We start from the raw sequence: 21,997 nt of genomic DNA, 5'->3' as shown, positions 1-21,997 counted from the left end.
CCGGATGGGCCGCTTGAACGGCCGCGTGAAGCTCCAAGCTAGGGCGATCCGCCGCCGGCTCCAAGGGGTCGGCTAGTCCGTTTCGCTCGGCGCCCGCGAAACAGGCGCCCGCCCCGCCGGCAGGGGATTGAGCGCCGGGCGGGCCACCCGGACCCGGGCGCGGTGGGCGCGGGGCTTGACCGCGAAGGTCTGTTTCACCGCCTCCATCAGCACCAGGCCGGCGAAACCGGGCCACAGGCGCGAGCCGGCCTGCTCGAAGCCCTCGGCCCAGCCGGCCATCCAGGGGACGGGGGGGACATAGAGGGCCCGCGTCCAGCCCGAGGGCTCCAGCTCGGCCTCCCGCAGCAGCTCGGCCAGCTGGCCCCGCGTATAGGGCCGGCCGTGGCCGAAGGGGGTGGCCTCGGCGTTGGCCCACAGGCCGTTGCGGGCCGCCACCACCAGGATCACCCGCCCCGAGGGCGACAGCACCCGCCAGACCTCGCGCAGCAGGGCCACCGGATCGGGGCTCTCCTCGATGGCGTGGACCGCCAGGATGCGGTCGAAGAGGGCGTTCTGGAACGGCAGGCTGTCCTCAGCCGTCAGGGCCGCCAGGTTGCGCCGTTCGGTCGGCCAGACCTCCACCCCCTGCTGGGCGGGCATGGCCGCCACCACCCGGCGGGCATAGGGCGCGAGCGGCCCCAGGAACGGGGTGGCGTAGCCCAGGCCCAATATGTCCAGGCCGTGGCCGTCGCCCCAGGTCTCCAGCACCTTGCGCGCCGTCATCTCGCGGGCGGCCCGCCCCAGCTTGGAGGCGTAGAACTGTCGGAGCTCGAGGACGTCGCGGCGCATGTGCCGAACTTAAGCGCGCCCTCGACTTATCGCGACCCCCAACCTAAATCGGCAGGGTCCAACCCGGAGGAAGCCCATGTCGGTCACCATCCACCAGTTCCCCTGCCTGTCGGACAATTACGGCTTCCTGGTGCGCGACGACGCCACGGGCCTGGCCGCCTGTATCGACACCCCGGACGCCGAGACGATCCTGGGCGAACTGGCCAAGCTGGGCTGGAAGCTGGATTTGATCCTCAACACCCACTGGCACCCCGACCACGCCGGCGGCAACGCGGCGATCAAGGCGGCCACGGGCTGCACGGTGGTGGGCCCCGCCGAGGTGGAGCGCCTGACGCCGATCGACCGCCAGGCAGCCGGCGGCGACACCGTGAAGCTGGGGGAGACCACCTTCGAGGTTCTTGAGTCCGGCGGCCATACGCTCGGCCACATCGCCTATTTCGACGCGGCCGACCACGTGGCCTTCGTCGGCGACACTCTGTTCGCGCTGGGCTGCGGCCGCCTCTTCGAGGGGACGGCGGAGCAGATGTGGGGGAGCCTGCAGCGCCTGGCCGCCCTGCCCGATGACACCGCTGTCTATTGCGCCCACGAATATACCGCGTCCAACGCCCGCTTCGCCCTGTCGGTGGACGACGACCCGGCGCTGAAGGCCCGCACCGAGGCGATCTTCGCCGCCCGCGAACGCGGCGAATGGACCGTGCCCACCACCATCGGCCTGGAGAAGGCCACCAACCCCTTCCTGCGCGCGCCGGCCCTGAAGCCCGGCCTGGCGCCCGCCGAGGCCTTCGCCGCCGTGCGGGCGGCCAAGGATGCGTTCAAGGGTTAGTCGGGACCTCGACGGTCACTTGTCGGCCTGTGTTGGTCGGCCGGGGCCCTTATGGATCAAGGGTTGGTCGGCGCCAGGCGGTCACCGAAGGGCGTTCTCATCCCTCCGCGGCCGCCAACATGTCAGTGGCCGCCGGCGGCGGCCATGATGCGGTCGGAGGACGGGCGCCCGGCCAGGCCGTCGTCGGGGGTGATGGTGATGCGCATGACCCCCTGGTGCAGGGTCGCCCCGGGCTTGCGGCCCTCCACCAGGGTGACCTTGCTGAACCGGTTGATGAGGTTCAGCCCGCCGGGCTTCTTGGACAGCCGGATCACCGCCTCCGACGCCACCAGGGCCGCGTCGGCCACCAGGGCCGAGGAGGCCGGCGAGGCGTCGGCCTCGAAGGGGATCAGCCGGCGCGCCGCCCGCGTCGCCCGGGCGCTGGCCTGGGCCAGCCGCTCCAGCAGGGCCTGGGGTCCCAGGGCCGGCAGCCGCAGGGCGGGGCCGCCGCCGGCCAGGGCCGCCGCCGTGCCGCCGGGCCGCTCGTCGGTGAACAGGGTCAGGCCCCCCAGCCGGGTGGCCCGCAGCACCGGCTCGCCCAGGTCGTTCTTGTAGATGATGTCGCCCCGCGGCGCCGGCTGCGGCTTCAGGGCCCAGACCTCGGGACTGTCCTGGAACTTCAGCAGCGGCCGGTTCTGGCTGCGGTCGAGGACGAAGACGTCGCCCTCCTGGCTGACATAGCGGGCGACCGGCGGGGAGGTGTTGCGGCCCGGCGCCATCGGCCGGTCGCCGAACAGGTTCTCGCGCAGGTTCTCCGGCCCGGCCCAGGCCGGGCTTGCGAGTCCGGCCAGCCCCGCCGCGGCCAGGGCCGCGACGAAGGCGAGCTTGCAAGCCTGCGCCGGTCGTTCGCTTATCATCAGACGCAAGGTGATGCTGGAGGACTGGGGCGCTTTTTGGACGCCAATAGGCCTACGCTCAAGCTCCCACCGCCTTGTTCGACCGCGCCAGTCCTTTTCCCGCAAGGGAAACGATCACCCGGCCATGTACTGGCCGCCGTTCAGCGACAGGGTCGAGCCGGTGACGTAGCCGGCGTGCTCCCCGGCCAGGAAGGCCACCATGTCGGCGATCTCCTCGCCCTTGCCCAGACGGCCCACGGGGATCTGGCTGATGATGGCGGCCAGCACGTTCTCCGGCACCGCCTGCACCATCTCGGTGTCGATATAGCCCGGCGCGATGGCGTTGACCGTCACCCCCTTGCGGGCGTTCTCCAGGGCGAGCGCCTTGGTGAAGCCGATCACCCCGGCCTTGGCGGCCGAGTAGTTGGTCTGGCCCATCTGGCCCTTCTGGCCGTTGATCGACGAGATGTTGATGATCCGGCCCCACTCGCGCTCGCGCATGCCCTCGATGACGTGGCGGGTCATGTTGAAGACGCTATCCATATTGACCCGGATGACCTCGGACCACTGCTCGGGCTTCATCTTGTGGAAGACGCCGTCGCGGGTGATGCCGGCGTTGTTGACCAGGACATCGATGGGGCCGAGTTCGGCCATCACCAGGTTCACCGCCCGCTCGCAGTCCTCGAAATTGCCGACATTGCCCTTCACCACCATGACGCCCAGCTCCCTGGCGCAGGCGGCGGCGGCCTCCTCGTTTCCGGAATAGCCGGCCGCGACACTCATGCCGTCGGCCTTCAGGCGCTCGCAGATCGCCCGGCCGATGCCGCGGGTCCCGCCCGTGACGAATGCGACTCTCGCCATTCCTGTCTCTCCCTAAGACCTACAAAGCCCGGCGCCGGTTGATCCGGCGGTCGGCTAGACTTGCTCGACGCACATGGCCACGCCCATGCCGCCGCCGACGCACAAGGTCGCCAGGCCCTTCTTGGCTCCGGAACGCTTCATCTCGTGCAGCAGGGTGGTCAGGATGCGGGCGCCCGAGGCGCCGATGGGGTGGCCGATGGCGATGGCGCCGCCGTTGACGTTGACCTTGGCCGGGTCGAGGCCGAGGTCGCGGACCACGCAGATCGACTGGGCGGCGAAGGCCTCGTTGGACTCGACGAGGTCCAGGTCGCTCACCGACCAGCCGGCCTTTTCCAGGGCCTTGCGGCTGGCGGGGATCGGGCCCGTGCCCATGATCTCCGGATCGACGCCGGCGCTGGCCCACGACGCGATGCGGGCCAGCGGCTTCAGCCCGCGCTTCTTGGCTTCCTCGGCGCTCATCAGCACGAGGGCCGCGGCGCCGTCGTTCAGGCCCGAGGCGTTGGCCGCGGTGACCGAGCCTTCCTTGTTGAAGGCCGGGCGCAGGCCCGAGACGCTGTCCAGGGTCGCGCCGTGGCGGATGTATTCGTCCTGGTCGACGATGGTGTCGCCCTTGCGGCCCTTGATGGTGACCGGCGCGATCTCGCCCGTGAACCTGCCCGCCTTCTGGGCGGCCTCGGCCTTGTTCTGGCTGTCCACGGCGAACGCGTCCTGCTCGGCCCGGGTGATCTGCCAGCGCGAGGCGATGTTCTCGGCGGTCTGGCCCATGTGGTAGCCGTGGAAGGCGTCCAGCAGGCCGTCCTTGATCATGGTGTCGACGAAGGTGGTGTCGCCCATCTTGGTGCCGTTGCGCAGCTGCGAGGCGTGGGGCGACTGGCTCATGCTCTCCTGGCCGCCGGCGATGACGATCCCGGCCGAGCCGTCGGCGATCTGCTGGGCGCCCAGCGCCACGGCGCGCAGGCCCGAGCCGCACAGCTGGTTGAGGCTCCAGGCGGGGCTTTCCACCGGGATACCGGCGTTGACGGCGGCCTGGCGGGCCGGGCCCTGGCCGGCGCCGGCCTGCAGCACCTGGCCCATGATCACCTCCTCGACGTCGGCGGCGGTGATGCCGGCGCGCTCGATGGCGGCCTGGATGGCGATCTTGCCCAACTCATGCGCCGGAAGGGCGGAGAGCGCCCCGTTGAACGATCCGACCGGGGTGCGGGCGGCCGAGACGATGACGACGTCGGTCATGGCGGGCTCCTTCAAGCGCTTGAGCGTCTATCTATCGAGAACCGCTGGTGAATGAGCAAGGGGGTGAAATCGTCGGTCGGCTGCGCAGCACGCTTTGCGAACGCGCTCGCATCCGCGATACTGCGCCGCAAGATAGAGGCTCGCCGGGGGCGGCGGGTCGCCAAGAAGGATCTGGGATGGCGGACGCTCAGGGCAATACCGGCAAGTCCAACGAAGACCGCGTGGTCATCAAGAAGTACGCCAACCGGCGGCTCTACAATACCGCCTCGAGTTCCTATGTGACGCTCGAGCACCTCGCCGACATGGTCAAGAAGGGCGTCCACTTCGTGGTCTATGACGCCAAGACCAACGAGGACATCACCCGCTCGGTGCTGACCCAGATCATCGTCGAGGAGGAGGGACGCGAGGGGCAGAACCTGCTGCCCATCCAGTTCCTGCGGCAGCTGATCGGCTTCTACGGCAATTCCATGCAGGCCTTCCTGCCCTCCTATCTGGAACTGTCGCTCTCGACCTTCGCCGAGCAGCAGGAGCGGATGCGCTCGCAGTTCTCGACGCTCGGCCAGGGGGCTGGGATCGGGGTCTATGACGACCAGATCCGCCAGAACCTGGCCCTGTTCGACCGGGCCATGAAGATGTTCTCGCCCTTCGCCTACACCCGCACCGAGGAGCCGCCGCCCGCACCCCGCGCCCCGGAAGCCGCGCCCTCCCCCGCCGCCGACGAGGCCCTGAGCGAGATGAAGCGGCGGATGGAGGAGATGCAGGCCCAGATCGAGAAACTGATCTCCAAGAGCTAGGCGTCATTTTTTAACGAAGCCGGGGCCAGGATCGGCAGGCATGACCTCGCCGATCGACCCCATTCGCAGAGCCGCCCAGGCCCGCCGGGCCCATCGCTCCCGCGTGGACGACTCCGAAAAGCTGCACGACACCGACGACCGCGGCGTGCCGGCCATCGTCTCCGGTGAGGCCGTACGTCCCGCCCCCGACCATGCCGCCGAGGGCGCCAGCGTGTTCAGCGCTCAGCTGATGGGCCAGGACGGCCAGAAGCGCGGCTTGCGCGGCGGCGTCGAGACCCTGGGGGCGGCAAGAAACGCCTATGGCCGCACCGAATGGTCCGGCAAGGCCGACCGCCGGGCCCGCAAGGGCTCTTCCACCAAGACCGAAATCTAGAGCGTGACAGCCTGAAGTGGATGCCGGTTCAGGCGCCCGTCACGCTCTAAGCTTAAGAGGGCGAGCCTGTTTATCCGTTTCAGATGAGTCCATCTGAAACGGAGAGGCTCTAGCGCTTCAGCCGGGCGAGTTCGGCCTCCAGCACCGCCACCCGCCGCTCCAGGGCCGCGATGCGCGCCTCCGCCCCGCCGCCGGGGACCGGGGTCGAGACCCCCGCGTGACGCGCGATCTCGGCCGGGGCGACCCCGAGAAGCTCGGCCAACACCCCAACCTCCCGAGCCGACAACTCCCGCTGATCCTTGAAGACCAGGGTGAGATCGGCCTCGCTCATGCCGGCGGCGGCGGCCATCACGGTGCGTGACAGGCCGCGCTCGGTCAGCTGGGCGTCGAACCAGGCGTGATCGAAGAACAGGGCCATTCAGCCGCGCCCGCTCTGGCGCCGGTCTTGCTTGAACCTTTGGGTAACCATCCCGACGGGGCGCCCCATGATCGCTTTCATCCGCATGTTCGACGTCGCCGTCGTGGCCCTGATCTTCACCGCCCTGACCTAGGGCCGCGCGCCTCAGATCCCGTCGGGACTGAAGTCCACGTCGCGGCGGGCCGAGACGATGGTGACGATGAAGCCTGCGAGCACGTCGAGCAGCACCATGATCGTCAGCAGGAAGAAGGTGGAGGTCGCAAAGGCCGGCGCCAGCAGGAACTCCACCAGGCAGACGATGAACAGGATCATCGACAGCGAGTGATTGATGATGGCGATCCGCCGGCTGGTGGTGGACTTCAGCAGCTCGATGAACAGCACCACCAGGGCCGCGGCCAGCAGCAGATCCCCCAGGCTGACCGGCCAATCCGCCCGCGAGGTCATGTGGATGGTGAACAGCTGCTCGCTCATCCGCGTCCCGGCGTCGAGGGTCGAGAAACCCCCGGTCAGGGTGAGCGCGATCAGGTTGTAGACCAGCACCGGCAGCACCAGCAGCGGAAACGCGGCGAACATCGCGAAAGCCCCCTAACGCGGCCGGCAAGCCCGGCGACAGCCAAGGGTTAACCGCTTTGCCGCAGACCGCAAAGACGGTTCCCCAATCGAGCGCTGCGCCTAGACCTCGTCAGCCCCGCCCGGATTGCGCGCGCGGGTCTGCAGCCACATGACCCCCAGCAGGTCCGAGGCCGAGGCCATCAGGCGGCCGAAATTGGTGTACTTCGACGCCCCGGTCTGGCGGTGGCGGTGGTTCACCGGCCGGAAGTCCACCCTGTAGCCCTCCCGCAGCATCAGGGCTGGGATGTAGCGGTGGATGTGGTCGAAATAGGGGAGCCGCAGGAAGGCCTCGCGGCGGAAGGCCTTCAGGCCGCAGCCGGTGTCGTTGGCGGTGTCCTTCAGCAGACGCTTGCGCACCCCGTTGCCGAACTTCGACGCGATCTTCTTGGCCTGACTGTCCTGGCGCTTGACCCGCTCGCCGCCCACCAGGGCCAGGTCGGGGGGGCCGGCCAGCAGGGCGTCCACCAGCATGGGGCCGTCGGCCGGGTCGTTCTGGCCATCCCCGTCCAGGGTGACGATGACCTCGCCATGGGCGGCCAATATGCCGGTGCGGATCGCCCGGCTCTGTCCCGAATTGGCGCGGTGGGCGAGGATCCGGAGCTGGGGAATCTCGGCCTTCAGGGCGGTGAGGGCGGCGATTGTGCCGTCCCGCGAGCGGTCGTCGACGAAGACCATCTCGTAACTTCGCCCTTCAAACGCCGCGGCGATCTCGCGGGCCAGGGCGGGCGCGGCGCCCTCCTCGTCGAAGACGGGAACCACCACGGAAATGTCGGGCGCTGAGGCTGCGGGTCTGGCCATGACCTCTCCATACCGGAAAAGTCGGCGCCTGAAAGGATCGTGCTATCAAGCGGCCATGACTCTGGACGGCTACATCGAACGTTGGAGCCGGGGATGGCGCGGGCCAGCCCTGGCCGCCCTGATCGCCCTGCTGGCGGGCCTGCCCGGCGTCTTCGCCGTGCCGCCGCTGGATCGCGACGAATCACGCTTCGCCCAGGCGACGGCCCAGATGCTGGAGACCGGCGACTTCGTGGTCATCCGCTTCCAGGACGAGCCCCGCTTCAAGAAGCCCGTCGGGATCTACTGGCTGCAGGCCGCATCCGTGGCCCTGCTGTCGGAGGCCGAGGCGCGGGACATCTGGGCCTATCGCATCCCCTCCCTGCTGGGCGCCATGCTGGCGGCGGCGGCCTGCGCCTGGGGGGCGGCGGCCTTCTTCGGCGGGCCCACCGGCCTGCTGGCGGGCGCGGCCCTGGCGTCGACCTTCCTGCTGTCGTCGGAGGCCTTCATCGCCAAGACCGACGCGGTCCTGTGCGGGACCACGACCCTGGCCGTCGCGGCGCTCGGACGAATCTACGCCGCCAGCCATGGCGGGCCGACGGCCGGACGGCTGACCCGGCTGCTGTTGTGGCTAGGCCTGTCGGGGGCGACCCTGGTGAAGGGGCCGGTGGGCCTGATGGTCGTCGCCCTGACCGCGATCGCCCTGTGGATCGCCGACCGCAGGGCGCCCTGGGCCAAGAGCCTGGGCTGGAGTTGGGGCCTGATCCTGTTCGCCGCGATCGTCGGGCCCTGGGCCTGGGCGGTGACGGTGGCGACCGACGGCGGATTCTGGAGCGCGGCCCTGGTGGGGGACCTGGCGCCCAAGCTGGCCGGCGGCCAGGAGAGCCACGGCGCCCTGCCCGGCTATCACACCCTGGCCACGCCCCTGCTGTTCTTCCCTGTCACCCTGCTGCTGCCGGCGGCCCTGGTGTTCGGCTGGCGCAACCGCGCCGAGCCTGGGGTGCGGTTCGCCCTGGCCTGGCTGGTCCCGGCCTTCCTGCTCTTCGAGCTGACCCCCACCAAGCTGGTGCACTACACCCTGCCCACCTACGGCGCCCTGGCCTGGCTGGCGGCCGCGGCCCTGCGCGAGCCCCTGGGCGCCCGCGTGCGCTGGACCGGAGCGGCGCTGTCGGCCCTGGTGGGCGTGCTGCTGGCCGGCGGGATCGGCTATCTGATGGCCCAGTACGGCGACCGCAGCGACGTCCCTATGGCCCTGGTCTCCGGCGCCCTGATGGCGGCGGCGGGCCTGGCGGGCGCCTATATGCTGCTGAAGGGGCGCGCCGGAACCGCCCTGGTGACGGCCGGCGTCCTGGGGATCGCGGCCCACGCGGCGCTCGCCGCGGGCCTCGCCCCCCGGCTGGAGCCCCTGTGGCTGTCGCAACGCACGGAGCAAGCCTTGGCCCAGGCCCGCCTTCTGCCCCGCCAGGGGATCGCTCCGGCCCCGGTGGCCGTGGCCGGCTACGCCGAACCCAGCCTGGTCTTCGCGCTCGGCACCCCCACCGACCTGGGGGGCGCCGACCAGGCCGCCGAGGCCCTGGCCGACAACCGACCCGCCGTGGTAGAGGGCCGCGAGCAGCAGGCCTTCGAGGCGGCCCTGAAGGCGCGGCGCCTGACCCCTCGGCAGATCGGCCAGGTCCGCGGCCTGGACTATTCCAACGGCGACGAGACGGTGCTTCGCATCTACGCCCCGCCCCCACCCCAACCGGAGGCCGCGCCATGAGCCGGTTCATCGAGATCGTCGAGGTCGGGCCCCGCGACGGCCTGCAGAACGAGAAGGCCCTGCTGGACGTCCCGCAGAAGCTGGACTTCATCGCCCGGCTGGAGGCCGCCGGCGCCCGTCGCATGGAGACCGTCTCCTTCGTCAATCCCAAGCGCGTGCCGCAGATGGCCGGCGCCGAGGAGGTGATGGAGGCCCTTCCCACCAAGGCGGGACGCTCGCGCATCGGTCTGGTGCTGAACATGAAGGGCTGGGAGCGGGCGGTGGCCGCCGCCTGCGACGAGGCCAATGTGGTGGTCTGCGCCACCGACGGTTTCGGCATCCGCAACCAGGGCGCCTCGACCGCCGAGCAGATGGCCGCGCTGGCCGCCATCTCCGCCCGCCGCGACGCCCAGGGCGGGCCGCCCATCAGCGCCACCTTCTCCGTGGCCTTCGGCTGCCCCTTTGACGGGGAGGTCGCGCAGGATCACGTGGTGGCGCTGGCCCGCGAGGCCGCCCGTCTGAACATCGCTGAGATCGCGCTAGCCGACACCATCGGGGTGGCCGATCCCTGGACCGTGCGCCGCTTGGTGGAGGCGGTGAAGCCGGTGATCGGCGACACCAAGCTGCGCCTGCACTTCCACGACACTCGCAACACCGGCCTGGCCAACGCCTATGCCGGGGTCGAGGCCGGGGTCGACATCCTGGACGCCAGTTGCGGCGGCCTGGGGGGCTGTCCCTTCGCCCCGGACGCCACCGGCAATATCGGCACCGAGGACCTGGTCTACATGCTGGAGCGGGCCGGATTTTCAACCGGCTACGACCTGCCGGGCCTGATCGCCACGGCGAAATGGGTGTCGGATCTGCTCGGAAAGCCGCCGACCTCGTCGGTGGCGCGGGCGGGGCTGTTTCCGGCTTAGGTCGCCCGGCCGCGGACCCGCCACATGACGGGGCGGGCGACGGCGGTGCAGACGATGACCGGCGAGAGCAGCCAGGCCAGCAGGGTCTCCGAGACGTTCTCGGCCCGCTTACGGAAGTAGCGCGCCAGGCCGACACCCTTGTGGAACTCCACCTTGATCGGGCTGGCGTGGCTGGTGTGCCCGAGGTGGACGACCTCGGCTTTCGGCTGGAACAGCACTGTCCCCCCGGCCCGGCGCACGCGCCAGCAGAGGTCCACGTCCTCGACGTGCAGGAAATAGCCCTCGTCGAAGCCCTGAACAGCCTCGAAGTCCTCGCGGCGCATGGCGAAGCAGGCGCCGGAGATGGTGGGGATGGCCGCCACGCAGTCGGGGGCCGCGTCGTTCTCCCAGTGCACCTCGTAGCGGCGCCAGGCCGGCACATGGCGGGCCAGGTGGCTGAGGCTCATCAGGGCGCTGATGGGGGTGATGTCGCCGCGCCGCGCGCCGCGCTGCTCGGTGCGGTCGGTGTTCAGCACGCGGCCGCCGACGATGCAGGGCACCGGCCGGCCCTCGATGGCGCGGACCAGCTCGGTGACGCAGCCGGGCTGCAGGAAGGCGTCTGGATTGAGGAAGACGATGACCTCGCCCTTGGCCGCCTTGGCGCCGAGATTCGCGCCACGGGCGAATCCGACATTGCCCTGGCCATTGATCAGGACCACCCGGCGGTCGCGGTCGGCTACGCCTTCGAGGCGCGCAGCCTCCATCCGGGTCGAGCCGTTGTCGACGATCACGAACTCATCGACCATGGGATCGGCCAGGACGCAGGCGATGCTTTCTTCCAGCGCCGCACCGGTCATGTAGACGACCATCACCACCGACACCTTGCGGCGCGGCCTTACGAATTCAGGCGTTGGCGCGGGTTCGTAGGCGACGATCGGTGCGGCGATGCCGTTCATCCAGCCTCCCTGGCCCCGACCGAATCGCGAGGCGAAGCAGCGGCCGCGCCCGTGGTGCGACGGGCAACATCGGGCGCTAGGGCTTCCAAGGCAAGCGTCTTCGCGGCCTGAGCGAGCGAAAGGATTTCCTGCCCATCCGATCCAAAGCGCCGCAACGCCACCTTGCCCTCCTCGGCTTCCCGCCGGCCAACCACGGCGATCACCGGGGCCTTGGCCAGACTGTGCTCGCGAATTTTGTAGTTGATCTTCTCGTTGCGAAGATCGGTTTCGACCCGCAGGCCAGCCGCGCGCAGTTCCTGCGCGACCTGCATCCCATAATCATCGGCGTCGGACGTAATTGTGGCGACCACCACCTGGGTCGGCGCCAGCCACAGGGGGAAGGCCCCGGCGTGGTTCTCGATCAGGATGCCCAGGAACCGCTCCACCGCCCCGAACACCGCCCGGTGCAGGACCACCGGCCGCTGCTTGGAGCCGTCCTCGGCGGTGTACTCGGCGTCCAGCCGCTCGGGCAGGACGAAGTCCAGCTGCAGCGTGCCGCACTGCCAGGTCCGGCCGATGGCGTCGCGCAGGTGGAACTCCAGCTTCGGACCGTAGAAGGCGCCCTCGCCCGGCAGGCGGTCGATCTTGATGTTCACCGCCTGGCGGGCGGCGCGGTCGAGCTTGTCCTCGGCGATGTCCCAGACCTCGTCGGAGCCGGCCCGCAGCTCCGGACGCAGGGCCAGCTTGACGCTGTCGAGATGGACGCCGAAGTCGGAATAGACCGAATTCAGCAGGCGGACGAACTTGGTCGTCTCCTCCTCGATCTGGTCCTCGCGGCAGAAGATGTGGGCGTCGTCCTGGGTGAAGGCCCGCAGGCGCATGATGCCGTGCAGGGCGCCCGAGGGCTCATAGCGGTGGCAGGCCCCGAACTCGGCGAGCCGCAAGGGAAGGTCCCGATAGCTCTTCTGGCCGACGTTGAAGATCTGGATGTGCCCCGGACAGTTCATCGGTTTAACGGCCAGCTCTTCGCCTTCCGGCGTTTCGCAGACGAACATGTTGGCGCCGAACTTCTCCCAGTGGCCGGAGCGGTCCCAGAGGCCGCGGTCCATGATCTGGGGCGTCTTGACCTCCTGGTAGCCCTCGGCGTCAAGCCGGCGGCGGATGTAGTTCTCCACCGTGCGAAACAGGGTCCAGCCCTTGGGGTGCCAGAAGATCATGCCCTTGGCCTCTTCCTGCAGGTGGAAGAGGTCCATGGCTCGGCCAATCTTGCGGTGGTCGCGCTTCTCGGCTTCCTCGACCCGCGTGAGATAGGCCTCGAGGTCGGCCTCGCTGGCCCAGGCCGTGCCGTAGATACGCTGGAGCTGGGCGTTGCGGTGGTCGCCGCGCCAGTAGGCGCCGGCCAGCTTGGTCAGCTTGAAGGCCTTGCCCACGTGCTTGGTGGAGGGCAGGTGCGGCCCCAGGCACAGGTCCTTCCAGGCGCCCTGGCGATAGACGCTGATCTCCTCGGTCTCGGGCAGGTCGGAGATGATCTCGGCCTTGTAAGCCTCGCCGATCGCCTTGAAGTGGGCGATGGCCTCGTCGCGGTTCCAGACCTCGCGGACGATCTTTTCGTCGCGGTCGACGATCTCCTTCATCCGCTGCTCGATCTTGGCCAGATCGTCCAGGCTGAAGGGCGTGTCTCGGGCGAAGTCGTAGTAGAAGCCGTCCTCGATGGCCGGCCCGATGGTCACCTGGGCGCCGGGGAACAGCTCCTGCACCGCCTGCGCCATCACGTGGCTGGCGTCATGGCGGATGGTGTCGAGGGCCTCAGGCGCGTCGCGCGTCAGGATCTCGAACACGCCACCGGAGGGCAGGGCGCGGTCCAGGTCGTAAAGCTTGCCGTCCAGCTTGATGAGGACGGCGCGCTTCTCCAGCGACTTGGCGATGGAGGCGGCGACGTCACGCCCCGTGGCGCCGTCTTCGTACTGGCGCTGGGAGCCGTCGGGGAAAATCAGGTCGATCATGTTTCACAAGTCCATTTCCGGGCGGGCTTCCCGCGCGGCGGGGGCGGCGGGTCATATCCCGAACCACCCAGGGGATGACAGCGGCAGAGCCTGCGGGCCGCGAGCCAGGAGCCGCGCCAGGGGCCTTGCCCGATCAGGACCTCCGCGGCGTATTCCGAACAGGTCGGAAGAAACCGGCATTGGCGCCCGATCAACGGCGATAGCGTCAGCTTGTAGGCGCGGAGTGCGCCCCTGACGCAGGTTTCGTAAAAGGTCATGCCGGGACGCGAGCGCCTTGCAAATCAACCGCAGCGATTACGCCGACGGTTGGTGGCGATCAAGCCGCGCCGGCGCGGCTAGTTCGAGTGCTAGCCTGGCGGACGGCGTCGGTCGCGGCCTCGAACGCCAGCAGCGTCGAGGTGTGGCGGGCCGGGTAATCCTTCACGGGCGCGAGCATCTCTAGGTCCGAAAATCGTCCAATCGGCGCAGGCGCGCCGTCCTTCAACATAGCACGGAACTGGTCCCGGGCCATCTCGATCTCCGCCAGGGTGGCCCCCAGCACGTGGGCGCCCAGCACGGCGGCCGAGGCTTGGCCCAGCGCGCAGGCCTTCACATCCTGGGCGAACTGGCCAACCCGGTCGCCGTCCATGACCACGTCCACGGTCACCCGGCTGCCGCAGAGCTTGGAGACCTTCTCCGACGAGCCCTCCGGCGCGGGCAGCCGCCCGGCGTGGGGCATGTTGGCCGCCAGCTTCAGGAGCTTGGCCGAGTAGAGATCGTCGATCATGAGGCTGATGTAGGCTTTCCGCCCTGGGCGCGCCACTTGGCCTCGGCGCGCTCCTTGAGCGCCAGGCCCATGGCCTCGAAGCCGCGGTACATCTTGCGTCCCATGCGCCGGGCCACGTAGCGCCCCAGCAGGCCGCCGACGATCTCGCCACTGGCGAAGACGCAGCTCTCCTCCGACAGCTCGTCGATCTCCAGGTAGCGCACCGTCCGCACCAGGCCCCCGGCCATGGTCAGCTTCCAGTGCAGCAGGGAGTCCGGCGTCCAGTCGGTGACCACCGGGCGGATGGTCTCGGGCGCCTCGTCGGGAAGCTGAAGGGTGAGGGTGAGGGTCCCGCCGATGGCGATCTTGCCCACGGCCTTGGTGTAGAGCGGATTCCAGTCGGCCCAGGCGTCGAGGTCGGCGATGACCTCCCAGATCACCCGCGCCGGAGCCTGGATCCCGACGCGGTGCTCGATCTTCTCGCCCCTGGGTCCGCCGCCGCCCTTCTTCTTGAAGGTCAGGCCTGCGCCCGCGGTGAAGTGCTTGGGTTGATTGTAGCCCGGCATCATCCCTGTTCCTTGATCCGCCAGGTCGCCCCCGTCGGATTGTCCATGACTTCGATGTTCAACGCCGTCAGCTCGCCGCGGATACGGTCGGCCGCGGCCCAGTCCTTGGCGGCGCGGGCGGCGACCCGGTCGGCGATCAGGGCGTCGACCTTCTCCCGCAGCTCGTCGCTGACACCGGCCTGGAACCAGTATTCCGGATCGGCGAACAGGAAACCCATCAGATTGGCCGAGGCCAGCAGCTCGCCCTTGGCGTAGGCGCGATCCTCGCCCCGGGCGGTCTCCAGGGCCGTGGCCATGGCGAACAGCTCGGCCATGGCGGCCGGGGTGTTGAGGTCATCCTCGAGCGCTTCCATGAAGGCGACGGACGGGCCGGTGGCCTGGGCCTTCACCTCGCTGGAGCGTCGCAGGGCGCCGTAGAGCCGGTCCAGGGCCTTCTTGGACTGCTCGATCAGGTCGCCCGTCCAGTCGAGTGGCGCGCGATAGTGGCCCACCAGCAGGGCCCAGCGCAGGGCCTCGCCGGGCGCCTGCTCGATCAGCTGGTGCACCAGGGCGACATTGCCGACGCTCTTGGACATCTTCTCGGCGCCCATGTTCAGGAAGCCGTTGTGCAGCCAGTAGCGGGCGTACTCGGTCGGGGCGTCGTGGTCGTGGCCGGCGCACAGGCCCTGGGCCATCTCGTTCTCATGGTGGGGGAACAGCAGGTCGATGCCGCCGCCATGGATGTCGATGGGCAGGCCCAGGCTCTGCTCGATCATGGCCGAGCACTCGATATGCCAGCCCGGGCGGCCGGGGCCCCAGGGGCTGTCCCAGACCGGTTCGTTCTCCTTCGACGGCTTCCACAGCACGAAGTCGGCGGGATGCTGCTTGTAGGGGGCCACCTCGACGCGGGCGCCGGCGATCATGTCCTCCATCGGATGGCCCGAGAGCTTGCCGTAGTCGGAATAGGCCTGGGTGTTGAAGAGGACGTGGCCCTCGGCGGCGTAGGCGGCGTTGTTGTGAACCAGGCGGCCGATCATGGCGATGATCGCGTCCATGGTCTGGGTGGCGCGCGGCTGGTGGGTGGGCCGCAGCGCGCCCAGCACCGACATATCGGCGTTGTAGATGTCCAGATAGCGCTCGGTGATGACGTCGATCGAGACGCCTTCCTCGGCCGCCTTCTTGTTGATCTTGTCATCCACGTCGGTGACGTTGGCGGCGTAGATCACGCTGTCGGCGCCATAGGTGTGGCGCAGCAGGCGGAACAGGACGTCGAAGGCCACCACCGGCCTGGCGTTGCCGATATGGGCGTAATTATAGACCGTTGGCCCGCAGACATACATCGTCACCCGCCTGGGATCGCGCGGGACGAAGGGCCGCTTTGCGCGGGCCATGGTGTCGTAGAGGCTCAAGGTCATAGGGTCTGACGCTGCGTAACAGTTGCCGGGAAAGGCTTGCGCCCCATATACAGACGGGGCGTACGGGAAGCCACGGTCTCGCATCCGGAAAGCTTCGCCCTACGTATAAGGGTGGCCACGCGTCTTTTCCGGGACCTTCGTCCCGGCGCAACTCAGCCCTGGAAAGAACCGATCTCACATGGACGCAGTAGCTCGCGACCGAACCCTCGTCGGCACGCCCGGCGTTGATCTTGAAGCCGTGAAGCGCCCGACGCGCGAAGAGGCGATGGAGGCTGTCCGCACCCTCATCGCCTGGGCTGGCGACGACCCGAGGCGTGAAGGCGTGATCGACACCCCCAAACGGGTGGTCGACGCCTATGGCGAATGGTTCGAAGGCTATAGCCTCGATCCGGCCAAGGAACTCTCGCGCACCTTCGAAGACGTGCAGGGCTATGACGACATCGTCATGCTGCGCGAGATCGAGGTGGAGAGCCACTGCGAGCACCACATGGCGCCGTTCCTGGGCAAGGCCTATGTCGCCTACATGCCCACCAACCGCGTCGTGGGCATCTCCAAGCTGGCCAAGGTGGTCGAGATCTTCGCCCGCCGTCTCCAGACCCAGGAGACCATGACCCAGCAGATCGCCGACGCCATCACCGACAGCCTGCGTCCCGCCGGCGTCGCCGTCCTGATCGACGCCGCCCACCAGTGCATGACCACCCGCGGCGTCCACCACCGGCACGTGACCACCATCACCACCCAGTTCACCGGCGTCTTCAAGACCGACCCGACCCTGCGTCAGCGGTTCCTGGACTTCGTCAACCGCTAGAGACTTCGTCGTCCAGCAGGGACGATCGAGGCGCATCGCTCTCCACCGGCCGCGGCCGGTGGACGAGGGTGACCAGGACGAAGCTCAGCATCATCAGCAGGTACCAAGACCCCAGCTTGGCCAGCCCGACGGGGCGCCACTGCGCGGCCTGCTGCGGGTAGGTCCAGGTCGCGGTGAAGGTGCCTATGTTCTCCGCAAACCAGATGAAGATCGCCACCAGGAAGAAGCCCAGCAGCATGGGCATGGAGCGCGGCTTCAGGTCGGGGGTGAACTGGAAGCTTCTCCCCCCGAACAGCACCACCGACAGGACGAACAGGCCCCAGCGGATATCGATCGTATAGTGGTGGGTGAAGAAGTTGGCGTAGCTGAGGATCGCCAGCAGCCACGGACCCCACAGCGGCGGGTAGTTCGGGAAGCGGATATCGAACAGCCGCCAGGCGCGAGCGATGTAGCTGCCGATGGCGGCGTACATGAAGCCTGAGAACAGCGGCACGCCCACGATCCGGAGGATCGATGGCTCGGGATAGATCCACGACCCGTGGCTGGTCTTGAAGATCTCCATGACTGTGCCGACGACGTGGAAAATCCCGATCACCAGCGCCTCGTCCCAGCGCTCCAGCCCGGTGGCCAGCAGCAGGACCTGCAGTCCAAGCGCGGCGATCACCAGGAAATCGTAGCGGGACAGCGCCGCCTCGGCCGGCCACCAGAAATGGCTGCCAATCAGTAGGGCCACCATGGCCCCGCCATAGAGACAGGCCCAGGCCTGCTTCAGGCCAAACAGCAGGAACTCATAGGCGAAGCCGTTGAGCGTTGAGCGCGCCGCCCAGGGACGGACGGCCAGGTCCATCGACGCCACCCGGCCCTTGATCCAGTCCTTCAGACTCATGTCGAGAGGCTAGCGCGGCGCGAGCGATGGGCGCCATATGCGGCCATGGCCAAACCCACCTTCCCCACCGCGACCTCCAAGGAAATCCTCGAACGCGGCGACCTGCTCGCCCCGAGATTCGATTCCGCCGGCCTGATCCCGGCTATCGCCACCCATGCCGAGACCGGCGAGGTGCTGATGCTGGCCTATATGAACGCCGAAGCCCTGGAGCGGACGCTCGCCACCGGCGAGGCCCACTATTTCAGCCGCTCCCGCAACGAGCTCTGGCACAAGGGCGCCACCAGCGGCCAGATCCAGCTGGTGGAGGAGGTTCGCATCGACTGCGATCAGGACGCCATCCTGCTGAAGGTCACCCCCGAGGGCGACGGCGGCGCCTGCCACACGGGCTTCCGCACCTGCTTCTATCGGGTGGTGGAGAACGGCAAGCTCAAGGAGCGGCTGTGACCGTCGCCCAGCCCATCGCGCGCGTGCTTGAGCGCGTCGCCGTGGTGCGCTGGCTGGACCGGGCCACCGGCGGCGTCTTCCTGGCCCTCGGCCTGCGCCTGGCCCTGGATCGGCGCTAGGCCTCGACCGGCGCCGACAGGCCCCCCGCCTCCGGGGTCACCCGATAGGTCTTCAGCACCCGGGTCTCATAGGTGGGCTCGGTGATGTTGGAGACCGTCATCAGATCCGCCCGGGCCTCGGTCGGGGTCAGGGTCAGCAGGACGAAGCCCTTGGCGCTCTGGTGGTTGTAGACCACCTCCCGGTTGGCGCTGGCGAACACCTCTCCGATCGGGAAGGCGGTGAGCAGGTCGCCGCCGCCGGGGCTGGTGATCCCCGTGGCCCCGAACTCCACGCCGGCCCGGGCGCCGCCCTGGTCGAACAGCTCGTTGACCCAGAAGGCGTGACTGTCGCCGGAGAGCACGATGGCGCGGGCCTGGGCCGCCTGGATCGCCGCATAGAGCCGCTCGCGGTCGGCCGGATAGCCGTCCCACATGTCCAGGCCGTAGGGCAGGCCCATCTGAGAGAACGCCTCCAGGCGGGCGACGCGCTTCTTGGCGGCGTCGGAGGAGGCGGCCATGGCCTTGGCGAAGGCGGCCTCCCCCATCTCCTTGCGGGGGCTTGGGATGTTCAGGCGGCCCATCACCACCTCGTTGCCCAGCACCTGCCAGGTGCGGCCGGCCACCACCGAGGCCTTCAGCTCCGACGCCAGCCAGGCCTCCTGCGCCTCACCCATCATGCGGCGATAGGGATCGGCCAGCTTCTTGCGGAAGGCCGGCAGGTCGGGCTTGCCGTTCATGCCGTTGAGGTCCTGGTCGTAGGTCAGCTGGCGATCGCGGGCCGTCAGCCGGGTCTCCAGCATCATCAGGCTGACCAGATCGCCGAAGTGGAAGGTGCGGTTGATGGCGAACCCGCCGCCCTCCGGCTCACGGATCGGCATCCACTCGTAATAGGCCTTGATGGCCGTGGCCTTGCGCTCGTTCCAGGGGCCTTCGTCGATGGGGGTGTGGTTCTGGGCGCCCCCGGCGAAGCTGTCATTGGCGGTCTCGTGGTCGTCCCAGACCACGATCCAGGGGGCGCGGGCGTGGGCGGCCTGGAGCTGGACGTCGGCCTTGTACTGGGCGTGGCGGGTCCGGTAGTCGGCCAGGGTGACGATCTCGTGGTCCGGCAGATGCCCGCGATGCCACGCGACCTTGCTGTCCATGCCGTAGGAGCCGGGGCCGCCATACTCGTAGATATAGTCGCCCAGGTGAATCACCGCGTCGACGCGGGGCAGGGCCGAGATGGCGCTGTAGGCGTGGAAATAGCCGTTGGGATGCAGCGAGCACGACGCCACGGCCAGCACCACCTGCGCGGTCTTGCCCACCGGCAGGGTGCGGGCCCAGCCCGGCGGGGACACCACGCCATTGGCCTCGAACTCGTAGCTGTACTGCGTCCCTGGCTTCAGGCCGCCGACATCGACCTTCACCGTGAAGTCGCGCGCCGCGCTGGTGACGCCCTCGCCGGCGAGGGTCTTCACGCGCCGGAAGCGACGGGGCTTGCCGGTGGGGGTGATCCGCCAGCGATAGGCGATCTCCCCGGCATTGGCCTGCGCCGGGGTGATGCGGGTCCAGAGGATGACCCGATCGGCCAGGGGATCGCCCGACGCCACCCCGTGCTTGAAGGCCACGGCGCCCGAATAGCGGGCCGGCGCCTGGGCCAGGACCGGTGTCGCCATGCCAAGGCCCAGAAAGGCCAGGGCCGCCCGTCGATTGATGGTCATCCTACTTCCCCGCTCGCGCGTTGTCGTTCGCCCATGCCATAGAGCAGGGAGTTACGACAGGAGCATGAGATGTCCAGCGAAGGCCTTCACGTCCCACGCGAGAAGCTGTCCAAGAAGACCCTGAACATGCATTACGCCATCACCTCCCTCATCGAGGAGTTGGAGGCGGTGGACTGGTACCGGCAGCGGGCCGACGACTGCGACGACGCCGAACTGAAGGCCATCCTGCTGCACAACGCCCACGAGGAGATCGAGCACGCCTCGATGGCGCTGGAGTGGATCCGCCGCAACGACGAGCAGTTCGCCGAGCAACTGAAGGAATTCCTGTTCTCCAAGGGCTCGATCACCGGCCACGAGGAAGAGTCCAGCGAGAAGAGCGGGCTGTAGGACGAGAAGGCGCGGCGGCGTGATCATCCCAGACGACGACGACCCGCCACCCGGGGAAACGGTCGCCCTGACCCTTGCCGCCGAGGACGCGGGCGGTCGGCTGGACAAGACCCTGGCCGAGCACCTGCCCGACCTGTCGCGGGCCCGAATCCAGGCCCTGATGGCCCAGGGCCTGGTCAGCCGCGGCGGCAGGGTGCTGACCGACACCTCCGCCAAGGCCCAGGCCGGCGACTACGAATTGCTGATCCCGCCTCCGGAGGCCGCCGAGCCGCAGGCCGAGGCGATCCCGCTCACCGTGCTCTACGAGGACGCCCACCTGATCGTGGTGGACAAGCCGCCGGGCATGGCGGTCCACCCGGCGCCGGGCACCCCCAACGGCACCCTGGTCAACGCCCTGCTGGCCCATTGCGGGGCTTCGCTATCGGGCATCGGCGGGGTGGCGCGGCCGGGCATCGTCCACCGCATCGACAAGGAGACCTCCGGCGTGGTGGTGGTGGCCAAGACCGACGCCGCCCACCAGGGGCTCTCGGCCCTGTTCGCCGCCCACGACATCGACCGGGTCTATGTGGCCCTGGTGCGCGGCGCGCCGTCACCGGCCCGGGGAACCATCACCACACAGATCGGCCGCTCCTCCAGCGACCGCAAGAAGATGGCGGTGCTGAAATCGGGCGGCCGCGAGGCCATCACCCACTACGCCACGACCGCGGTCTACGGCCCCCAGAAGAAGCCCCTGGCCGCCAAGCTGGAATGCCGGCTGGAGACCGGCCGCACCCACCAGATCCGGGTGCACATGGCCGCCAAGGGCAGTCCCTGCCTGGGGGACCCGGTCTATGGCTCCGGGCCGCCGGCGCCGGCGGTGCGCGAGGCGATGGGCAAGGCCGGTCTGACCCGCCAGGCCCTGCACGCCGCGGTGCTGGGCTTCGTCCATCCGGTGACCGGGGAACCCTTGCGCTTCCAGAGCGCCCTGCCCCCCGACATGGCCCAGCTGGAAGCTTTGCTCTCAGCCCTGTGAGAAAGCTTGCGGCCCCGGCGCCTTGAAGGCGCCAAGGTCCAGGGATAGAAATACCTGAGTTGAGCAGTCGGACTTACGGGTCGTTCTCCCAGCGCCCTTCCGCAGTTGAAACCCAATACCTATCTCATGGGTTGAGGGGGCGGACGGACGCGCGCGCGCTGAGCGCGCGGCGACCTAGATGTCCGGGAAATAGGGGATAAGTCCATGGCCACGAACGCGCTGTCCGTGATGTCGCCCGATGGCGGCCTGAGCCGGTATCTCACCGAGATCCGGAAATTTCCGATGCTGGCCAAGGATGAGGAATTCATGCTGGCCAAGCGCTGGAAGGAACATGAAGACCCCGAGGCCGCCCATCGGATGGTGACGTCGCACCTGCGCCTGGTGGCCAAGATCGCCATGGGCTATCGCGGCTACGGGCTGCCGATCGGGGAAGTGATCTCCGAGGGCAATGTCGGCCTGATGCAGGCGGTCAAGAAGTTCGAGCCCGACAAGGGCTTCCGCCTGGCGACCTACGCCATGTGGTGGATCCGCGCCTCGATCCAGGAATACATCCTGCGCACCTGGAGCCAGGTGAAGATGGGCACGACGGCGGCGCAGAAGAAGCTGTTCTTCAACCTGCGCAAGGCCAAGAGCCAGATCAGCGCCTTCCAGGACGGGGACCTGCACCCCGACCAGGTCAGCCTGATCGCCACCAAGCTGGGCGTGCTGGACGAGGAAGTAATCTCGATGAACCGCCGGCTGTCGGGCCCCGACGCCTCGCTGAACGCGCCCATGCGCGCCGACGGCGAGAGCGAGTG

At 68.9% G+C, this 21,997-nt stretch carries 26 protein-coding genes; 11 read left to right on the top strand and 15 right to left on the bottom strand.

Features of this window, described 5'->3' with window-relative positions; all coding sequences use genetic code 11:
• Positions 1–72: 72 nt before the first annotated feature.
• The gene (locus Q7T09_RS05645; RefSeq protein ID WP_304698338.1) at positions 73–828 is read right to left on the bottom strand and encodes a class I SAM-dependent methyltransferase; all 756 of its coding nucleotides are present in this window, start codon (positions 826–828) and stop codon (positions 73–75) included.
• A gap of 76 nt (positions 829–904) precedes the next feature.
• On the opposite strand from Q7T09_RS05645, the gene gloB reads away from it, so the two are divergent.
• The gene (gloB, locus tag Q7T09_RS05640) at positions 905–1,651 is read left to right on the top strand and encodes a hydroxyacylglutathione hydrolase (protein WP_304698336.1); all 747 of its coding nucleotides are present in this window, start codon (positions 905–907) and stop codon (positions 1,649–1,651) included.
• A gap of 122 nt (positions 1,652–1,773) precedes the next feature.
• Here gloB and Q7T09_RS05635 read toward each other — a convergent pair whose 3' ends face one another.
• From Q7T09_RS05635 to Q7T09_RS05625, 3 genes are all read right to left on the bottom strand, one after another.
• On the bottom strand, positions 1,774–2,547 hold the full coding sequence (locus Q7T09_RS05635; protein WP_304698334.1) for a DUF4908 domain-containing protein: 774 nt from the start codon (positions 2,545–2,547) through the stop codon (positions 1,774–1,776).
• Between the two features lie 114 nt (positions 2,548–2,661).
• Positions 2,662–3,387 carry an acetoacetyl-CoA reductase gene (gene phbB, locus Q7T09_RS05630; protein WP_304698333.1) on the bottom strand — a complete coding sequence of 242 codons (726 nt, stop codon included), beginning with the start codon at positions 3,385–3,387 and terminating at the stop codon, positions 2,662–2,664.
• A gap of 54 nt (positions 3,388–3,441) precedes the next feature.
• Positions 3,442–4,617, bottom strand: coding sequence for an acetyl-CoA C-acetyltransferase (locus Q7T09_RS05625; RefSeq protein ID WP_304698331.1), 1,176 nt, complete (start codon positions 4,615–4,617; stop codon positions 3,442–3,444).
• Between the two features lie 176 nt (positions 4,618–4,793).
• Here Q7T09_RS05625 and phaR point away from each other — a divergent pair, with 176 nt between their 5' ends.
• Positions 4,794–5,411: a polyhydroxyalkanoate synthesis repressor PhaR gene (phaR, locus tag Q7T09_RS05620; protein ID WP_304698329.1), complete on the top strand. Its 618-nt coding sequence runs from the start codon at positions 4,794–4,796 to the stop codon at positions 5,409–5,411.
• A 40-nt stretch (positions 5,412–5,451) separates the two neighbouring features.
• On the top strand, positions 5,452–5,784 hold the full coding sequence (locus Q7T09_RS05615; protein WP_304698327.1) for a hypothetical protein: 333 nt from the start codon (positions 5,452–5,454) through the stop codon (positions 5,782–5,784).
• Between the two features lie 109 nt (positions 5,785–5,893).
• Here Q7T09_RS05615 and Q7T09_RS05610 read toward each other — a convergent pair whose 3' ends face one another.
• The 3 genes from Q7T09_RS05610 to Q7T09_RS05600 all read right to left on the bottom strand — a co-directional run bounded on the left by Q7T09_RS05610 (position 5,894) and on the right by Q7T09_RS05600 (position 7,612).
• Positions 5,894–6,202: a helix-turn-helix transcriptional regulator gene (locus Q7T09_RS05610; protein WP_304698324.1), complete on the bottom strand. Its 309-nt coding sequence runs from the start codon at positions 6,200–6,202 to the stop codon at positions 5,894–5,896.
• Positions 6,203–6,346: 144 nt separating this feature from the next.
• The gene (locus tag Q7T09_RS05605) at positions 6,347–6,775 is read right to left on the bottom strand and encodes a hypothetical protein (protein WP_304698322.1); all 429 of its coding nucleotides are present in this window, start codon (positions 6,773–6,775) and stop codon (positions 6,347–6,349) included.
• A 99-nt stretch (positions 6,776–6,874) separates the two neighbouring features.
• A complete protein-coding gene (locus tag Q7T09_RS05600; protein WP_304698320.1) occupies positions 6,875–7,612 on the bottom strand; it encodes a glycosyltransferase family 2 protein in 738 nt (245 codons plus the stop codon).
• A 55-nt stretch (positions 7,613–7,667) separates the two neighbouring features.
• On the opposite strand from Q7T09_RS05600, the gene Q7T09_RS05595 reads away from it, so the two are divergent.
• Positions 7,668–9,347, top strand: a complete 1,680-nt coding sequence (locus Q7T09_RS05595) for a glycosyltransferase family 39 protein (RefSeq protein ID WP_304698319.1) — start codon at positions 7,668–7,670, stop codon at positions 9,345–9,347.
• Positions 9,344–10,243: a hydroxymethylglutaryl-CoA lyase gene (locus Q7T09_RS05590; RefSeq protein WP_304698317.1), complete on the top strand. Its 900-nt coding sequence runs from the start codon at positions 9,344–9,346 to the stop codon at positions 10,241–10,243. Before Q7T09_RS05595 ends, Q7T09_RS05590 begins: the two co-directional genes overlap by 4 nt.
• Here the strand turns inward: Q7T09_RS05590 and Q7T09_RS05585 are convergent.
• The 6 genes from Q7T09_RS05585 to cysS are packed head-to-tail and all read right to left on the bottom strand — an operon-like array spanning position 10,240 to position 15,865.
• The gene (locus Q7T09_RS05585) at positions 10,240–11,178 is read right to left on the bottom strand and encodes a glycosyltransferase family 2 protein (protein ID WP_304698315.1); all 939 of its coding nucleotides are present in this window, start codon (positions 11,176–11,178) and stop codon (positions 10,240–10,242) included. The two genes, Q7T09_RS05590 and Q7T09_RS05585, sit on opposite strands and share 4 nt — an antisense overlap.
• Complete coding sequence (gene thrS, locus Q7T09_RS05580; RefSeq protein ID WP_304698313.1) at positions 11,175–13,160, bottom strand: threonine--tRNA ligase; 1,986 nt, start codon at positions 13,158–13,160, stop codon at positions 11,175–11,177. Before thrS ends, Q7T09_RS05585 begins: the two co-directional genes overlap by 4 nt.
• On the bottom strand, positions 13,157–13,417 hold the full coding sequence (yidD, locus tag Q7T09_RS05575; RefSeq protein WP_304698311.1) for a membrane protein insertion efficiency factor YidD: 261 nt from the start codon (positions 13,415–13,417) through the stop codon (positions 13,157–13,159). The genes thrS and yidD overlap by 4 nt, the downstream gene beginning before the upstream one ends.
• Positions 13,418–13,476: 59 nt before the next feature.
• On the bottom strand, positions 13,477–13,926 hold the full coding sequence (locus Q7T09_RS05570) for an iron-sulfur cluster assembly scaffold protein (RefSeq protein ID WP_304698309.1): 450 nt from the start codon (positions 13,924–13,926) through the stop codon (positions 13,477–13,479).
• Positions 13,923–14,471 carry an SRPBCC domain-containing protein gene (locus Q7T09_RS05565; protein ID WP_304698307.1) on the bottom strand — a complete coding sequence of 183 codons (549 nt, stop codon included), beginning with the start codon at positions 14,469–14,471 and terminating at the stop codon, positions 13,923–13,925. The genes Q7T09_RS05570 and Q7T09_RS05565 overlap by 4 nt, the downstream gene beginning before the upstream one ends.
• Positions 14,471–15,865, bottom strand: a complete 1,395-nt coding sequence (gene cysS, locus Q7T09_RS05560) for a cysteine--tRNA ligase (protein WP_304698305.1) — start codon at positions 15,863–15,865, stop codon at positions 14,471–14,473. The genes Q7T09_RS05565 and cysS overlap by 1 nt, the downstream gene beginning before the upstream one ends.
• A 178-nt stretch (positions 15,866–16,043) precedes the next feature.
• Between cysS and folE the strand changes: the two genes are divergently transcribed.
• A complete protein-coding gene (gene folE, locus Q7T09_RS05555) occupies positions 16,044–16,673 on the top strand; it encodes a GTP cyclohydrolase I FolE (protein WP_304698303.1) in 630 nt (209 codons plus the stop codon).
• Here folE and Q7T09_RS05550 read toward each other — a convergent pair.
• Complete coding sequence (locus tag Q7T09_RS05550) at positions 16,663–17,559, bottom strand: DUF817 domain-containing protein (RefSeq protein ID WP_304698301.1); 897 nt, start codon at positions 17,557–17,559, stop codon at positions 16,663–16,665. The genes folE and Q7T09_RS05550 overlap by 11 nt on opposite strands.
• Before the next feature lie 45 nt (positions 17,560–17,604).
• On the opposite strand from Q7T09_RS05550, the gene hisI reads away from it, so the two are divergent.
• Together hisI and Q7T09_RS05540 are read left to right on the top strand one after the other, a co-directional pair.
• Positions 17,605–18,003 (top strand): phosphoribosyl-AMP cyclohydrolase, encoded by a 399-nt coding sequence (gene hisI / locus Q7T09_RS05545; RefSeq protein WP_304698299.1) that lies wholly within the window; start codon positions 17,605–17,607, stop codon positions 18,001–18,003.
• Positions 18,000–18,122 carry a hypothetical protein gene (locus Q7T09_RS05540; RefSeq protein ID WP_304698297.1) on the top strand — a complete coding sequence of 41 codons (123 nt, stop codon included), beginning with the start codon at positions 18,000–18,002 and terminating at the stop codon, positions 18,120–18,122. The genes hisI and Q7T09_RS05540 overlap by 4 nt, the downstream gene beginning before the upstream one ends.
• Here Q7T09_RS05540 and Q7T09_RS05535 read toward each other — a convergent pair.
• Positions 18,119–19,801 (bottom strand): alkaline phosphatase, encoded by a 1,683-nt coding sequence (locus tag Q7T09_RS05535; protein ID WP_304698295.1) that lies wholly within the window; start codon positions 19,799–19,801, stop codon positions 18,119–18,121. The two genes, Q7T09_RS05540 and Q7T09_RS05535, sit on opposite strands and share 4 nt — an antisense overlap.
• A gap of 69 nt (positions 19,802–19,870) precedes the next feature.
• On the opposite strand from Q7T09_RS05535, the gene Q7T09_RS05530 reads away from it, so the two are divergent.
• The 3 genes from Q7T09_RS05530 to Q7T09_RS05520 all read left to right on the top strand — a co-directional run.
• Positions 19,871–20,188, top strand: a complete 318-nt coding sequence (locus Q7T09_RS05530) for a ferritin (protein ID WP_304698293.1) — start codon at positions 19,871–19,873, stop codon at positions 20,186–20,188.
• Between the two features lie 19 nt (positions 20,189–20,207).
• The gene (locus Q7T09_RS05525) at positions 20,208–21,200 is read left to right on the top strand and encodes an RluA family pseudouridine synthase (protein WP_370689209.1); all 993 of its coding nucleotides are present in this window, start codon (positions 20,208–20,210) and stop codon (positions 21,198–21,200) included.
• A 204-nt stretch (positions 21,201–21,404) separates the two neighbouring features.
• On the top strand, positions 21,405–21,997 hold a 593-nt coding region (locus Q7T09_RS05520), incomplete at its 3' end, for an RNA polymerase factor sigma-32 (RefSeq protein WP_304698291.1).

It is taken from the genome of Phenylobacterium sp. (genome assembly GCF_030645195.1).
Lineage (GTDB): Bacteria > Pseudomonadota > Alphaproteobacteria > Caulobacterales > Caulobacteraceae > Phenylobacterium.
Note: the sequence above shows the minus strand (reverse complement) of the source record. Positions and strands in the feature narration are given on the sequence as shown.

Coding starts and splice junctions, on each gene's coding strand:
- Q7T09_RS05645 (WP_304698338.1), bottom strand. CDS start 828: ATGCGCCGCGACGTCCTCGAGCTCCGACAGTTCTACGCCTCCAAGCTG.
- gloB (WP_304698336.1), top strand. CDS start 905: ATGTCGGTCACCATCCACCAGTTCCCCTGCCTGTCGGACAATTACGGC.
- Q7T09_RS05635 (WP_304698334.1), bottom strand. CDS start 2,547: ATGATAAGCGAACGACCGGCGCAGGCTTGCAAGCTCGCCTTCGTCGCG.
- phbB (WP_304698333.1), bottom strand. CDS start 3,387: ATGGCGAGAGTCGCATTCGTCACGGGCGGGACCCGCGGCATCGGCCGG.
- Q7T09_RS05625 (WP_304698331.1), bottom strand. CDS start 4,617: ATGACCGACGTCGTCATCGTCTCGGCCGCCCGCACCCCGGTCGGATCG.
- phaR (WP_304698329.1), top strand. CDS start 4,794: ATGGCGGACGCTCAGGGCAATACCGGCAAGTCCAACGAAGACCGCGTG.
- Q7T09_RS05615 (WP_304698327.1), top strand. CDS start 5,452: ATGACCTCGCCGATCGACCCCATTCGCAGAGCCGCCCAGGCCCGCCGG.
- Q7T09_RS05610 (WP_304698324.1), bottom strand. CDS start 6,202: ATGGCCCTGTTCTTCGATCACGCCTGGTTCGACGCCCAGCTGACCGAG.
- Q7T09_RS05605 (WP_304698322.1), bottom strand. CDS start 6,775: ATGTTCGCCGCGTTTCCGCTGCTGGTGCTGCCGGTGCTGGTCTACAAC.
- Q7T09_RS05600 (WP_304698320.1), bottom strand. CDS start 7,612: ATGGCCAGACCCGCAGCCTCAGCGCCCGACATTTCCGTGGTGGTTCCC.
- Q7T09_RS05595 (WP_304698319.1), top strand. CDS start 7,668: ATGACTCTGGACGGCTACATCGAACGTTGGAGCCGGGGATGGCGCGGG.
- Q7T09_RS05590 (WP_304698317.1), top strand. CDS start 9,344: ATGAGCCGGTTCATCGAGATCGTCGAGGTCGGGCCCCGCGACGGCCTG.
- Q7T09_RS05585 (WP_304698315.1), bottom strand. CDS start 11,178: ATGAACGGCATCGCCGCACCGATCGTCGCCTACGAACCCGCGCCAACG.
- thrS (WP_304698313.1), bottom strand. CDS start 13,160: ATGATCGACCTGATTTTCCCCGACGGCTCCCAGCGCCAGTACGAAGAC.
- yidD (WP_304698311.1), bottom strand. CDS start 13,417: ATGACCTTTTACGAAACCTGCGTCAGGGGCGCACTCCGCGCCTACAAG.
- Q7T09_RS05570 (WP_304698309.1), bottom strand. CDS start 13,926: ATGATCGACGATCTCTACTCGGCCAAGCTCCTGAAGCTGGCGGCCAAC.
- Q7T09_RS05565 (WP_304698307.1), bottom strand. CDS start 14,471: ATGCCGGGCTACAATCAACCCAAGCACTTCACCGCGGGCGCAGGCCTG.
- cysS (WP_304698305.1), bottom strand. CDS start 15,865: ATGACCTTGAGCCTCTACGACACCATGGCCCGCGCAAAGCGGCCCTTC.
- folE (WP_304698303.1), top strand. CDS start 16,044: ATGGACGCAGTAGCTCGCGACCGAACCCTCGTCGGCACGCCCGGCGTT.
- Q7T09_RS05550 (WP_304698301.1), bottom strand. CDS start 17,559: ATGAGTCTGAAGGACTGGATCAAGGGCCGGGTGGCGTCGATGGACCTG.
- hisI (WP_304698299.1), top strand. CDS start 17,605: ATGGCCAAACCCACCTTCCCCACCGCGACCTCCAAGGAAATCCTCGAA.
- Q7T09_RS05535 (WP_304698295.1), bottom strand. CDS start 19,801: ATGACCATCAATCGACGGGCGGCCCTGGCCTTTCTGGGCCTTGGCATG.
- Q7T09_RS05530 (WP_304698293.1), top strand. CDS start 19,871: ATGTCCAGCGAAGGCCTTCACGTCCCACGCGAGAAGCTGTCCAAGAAG.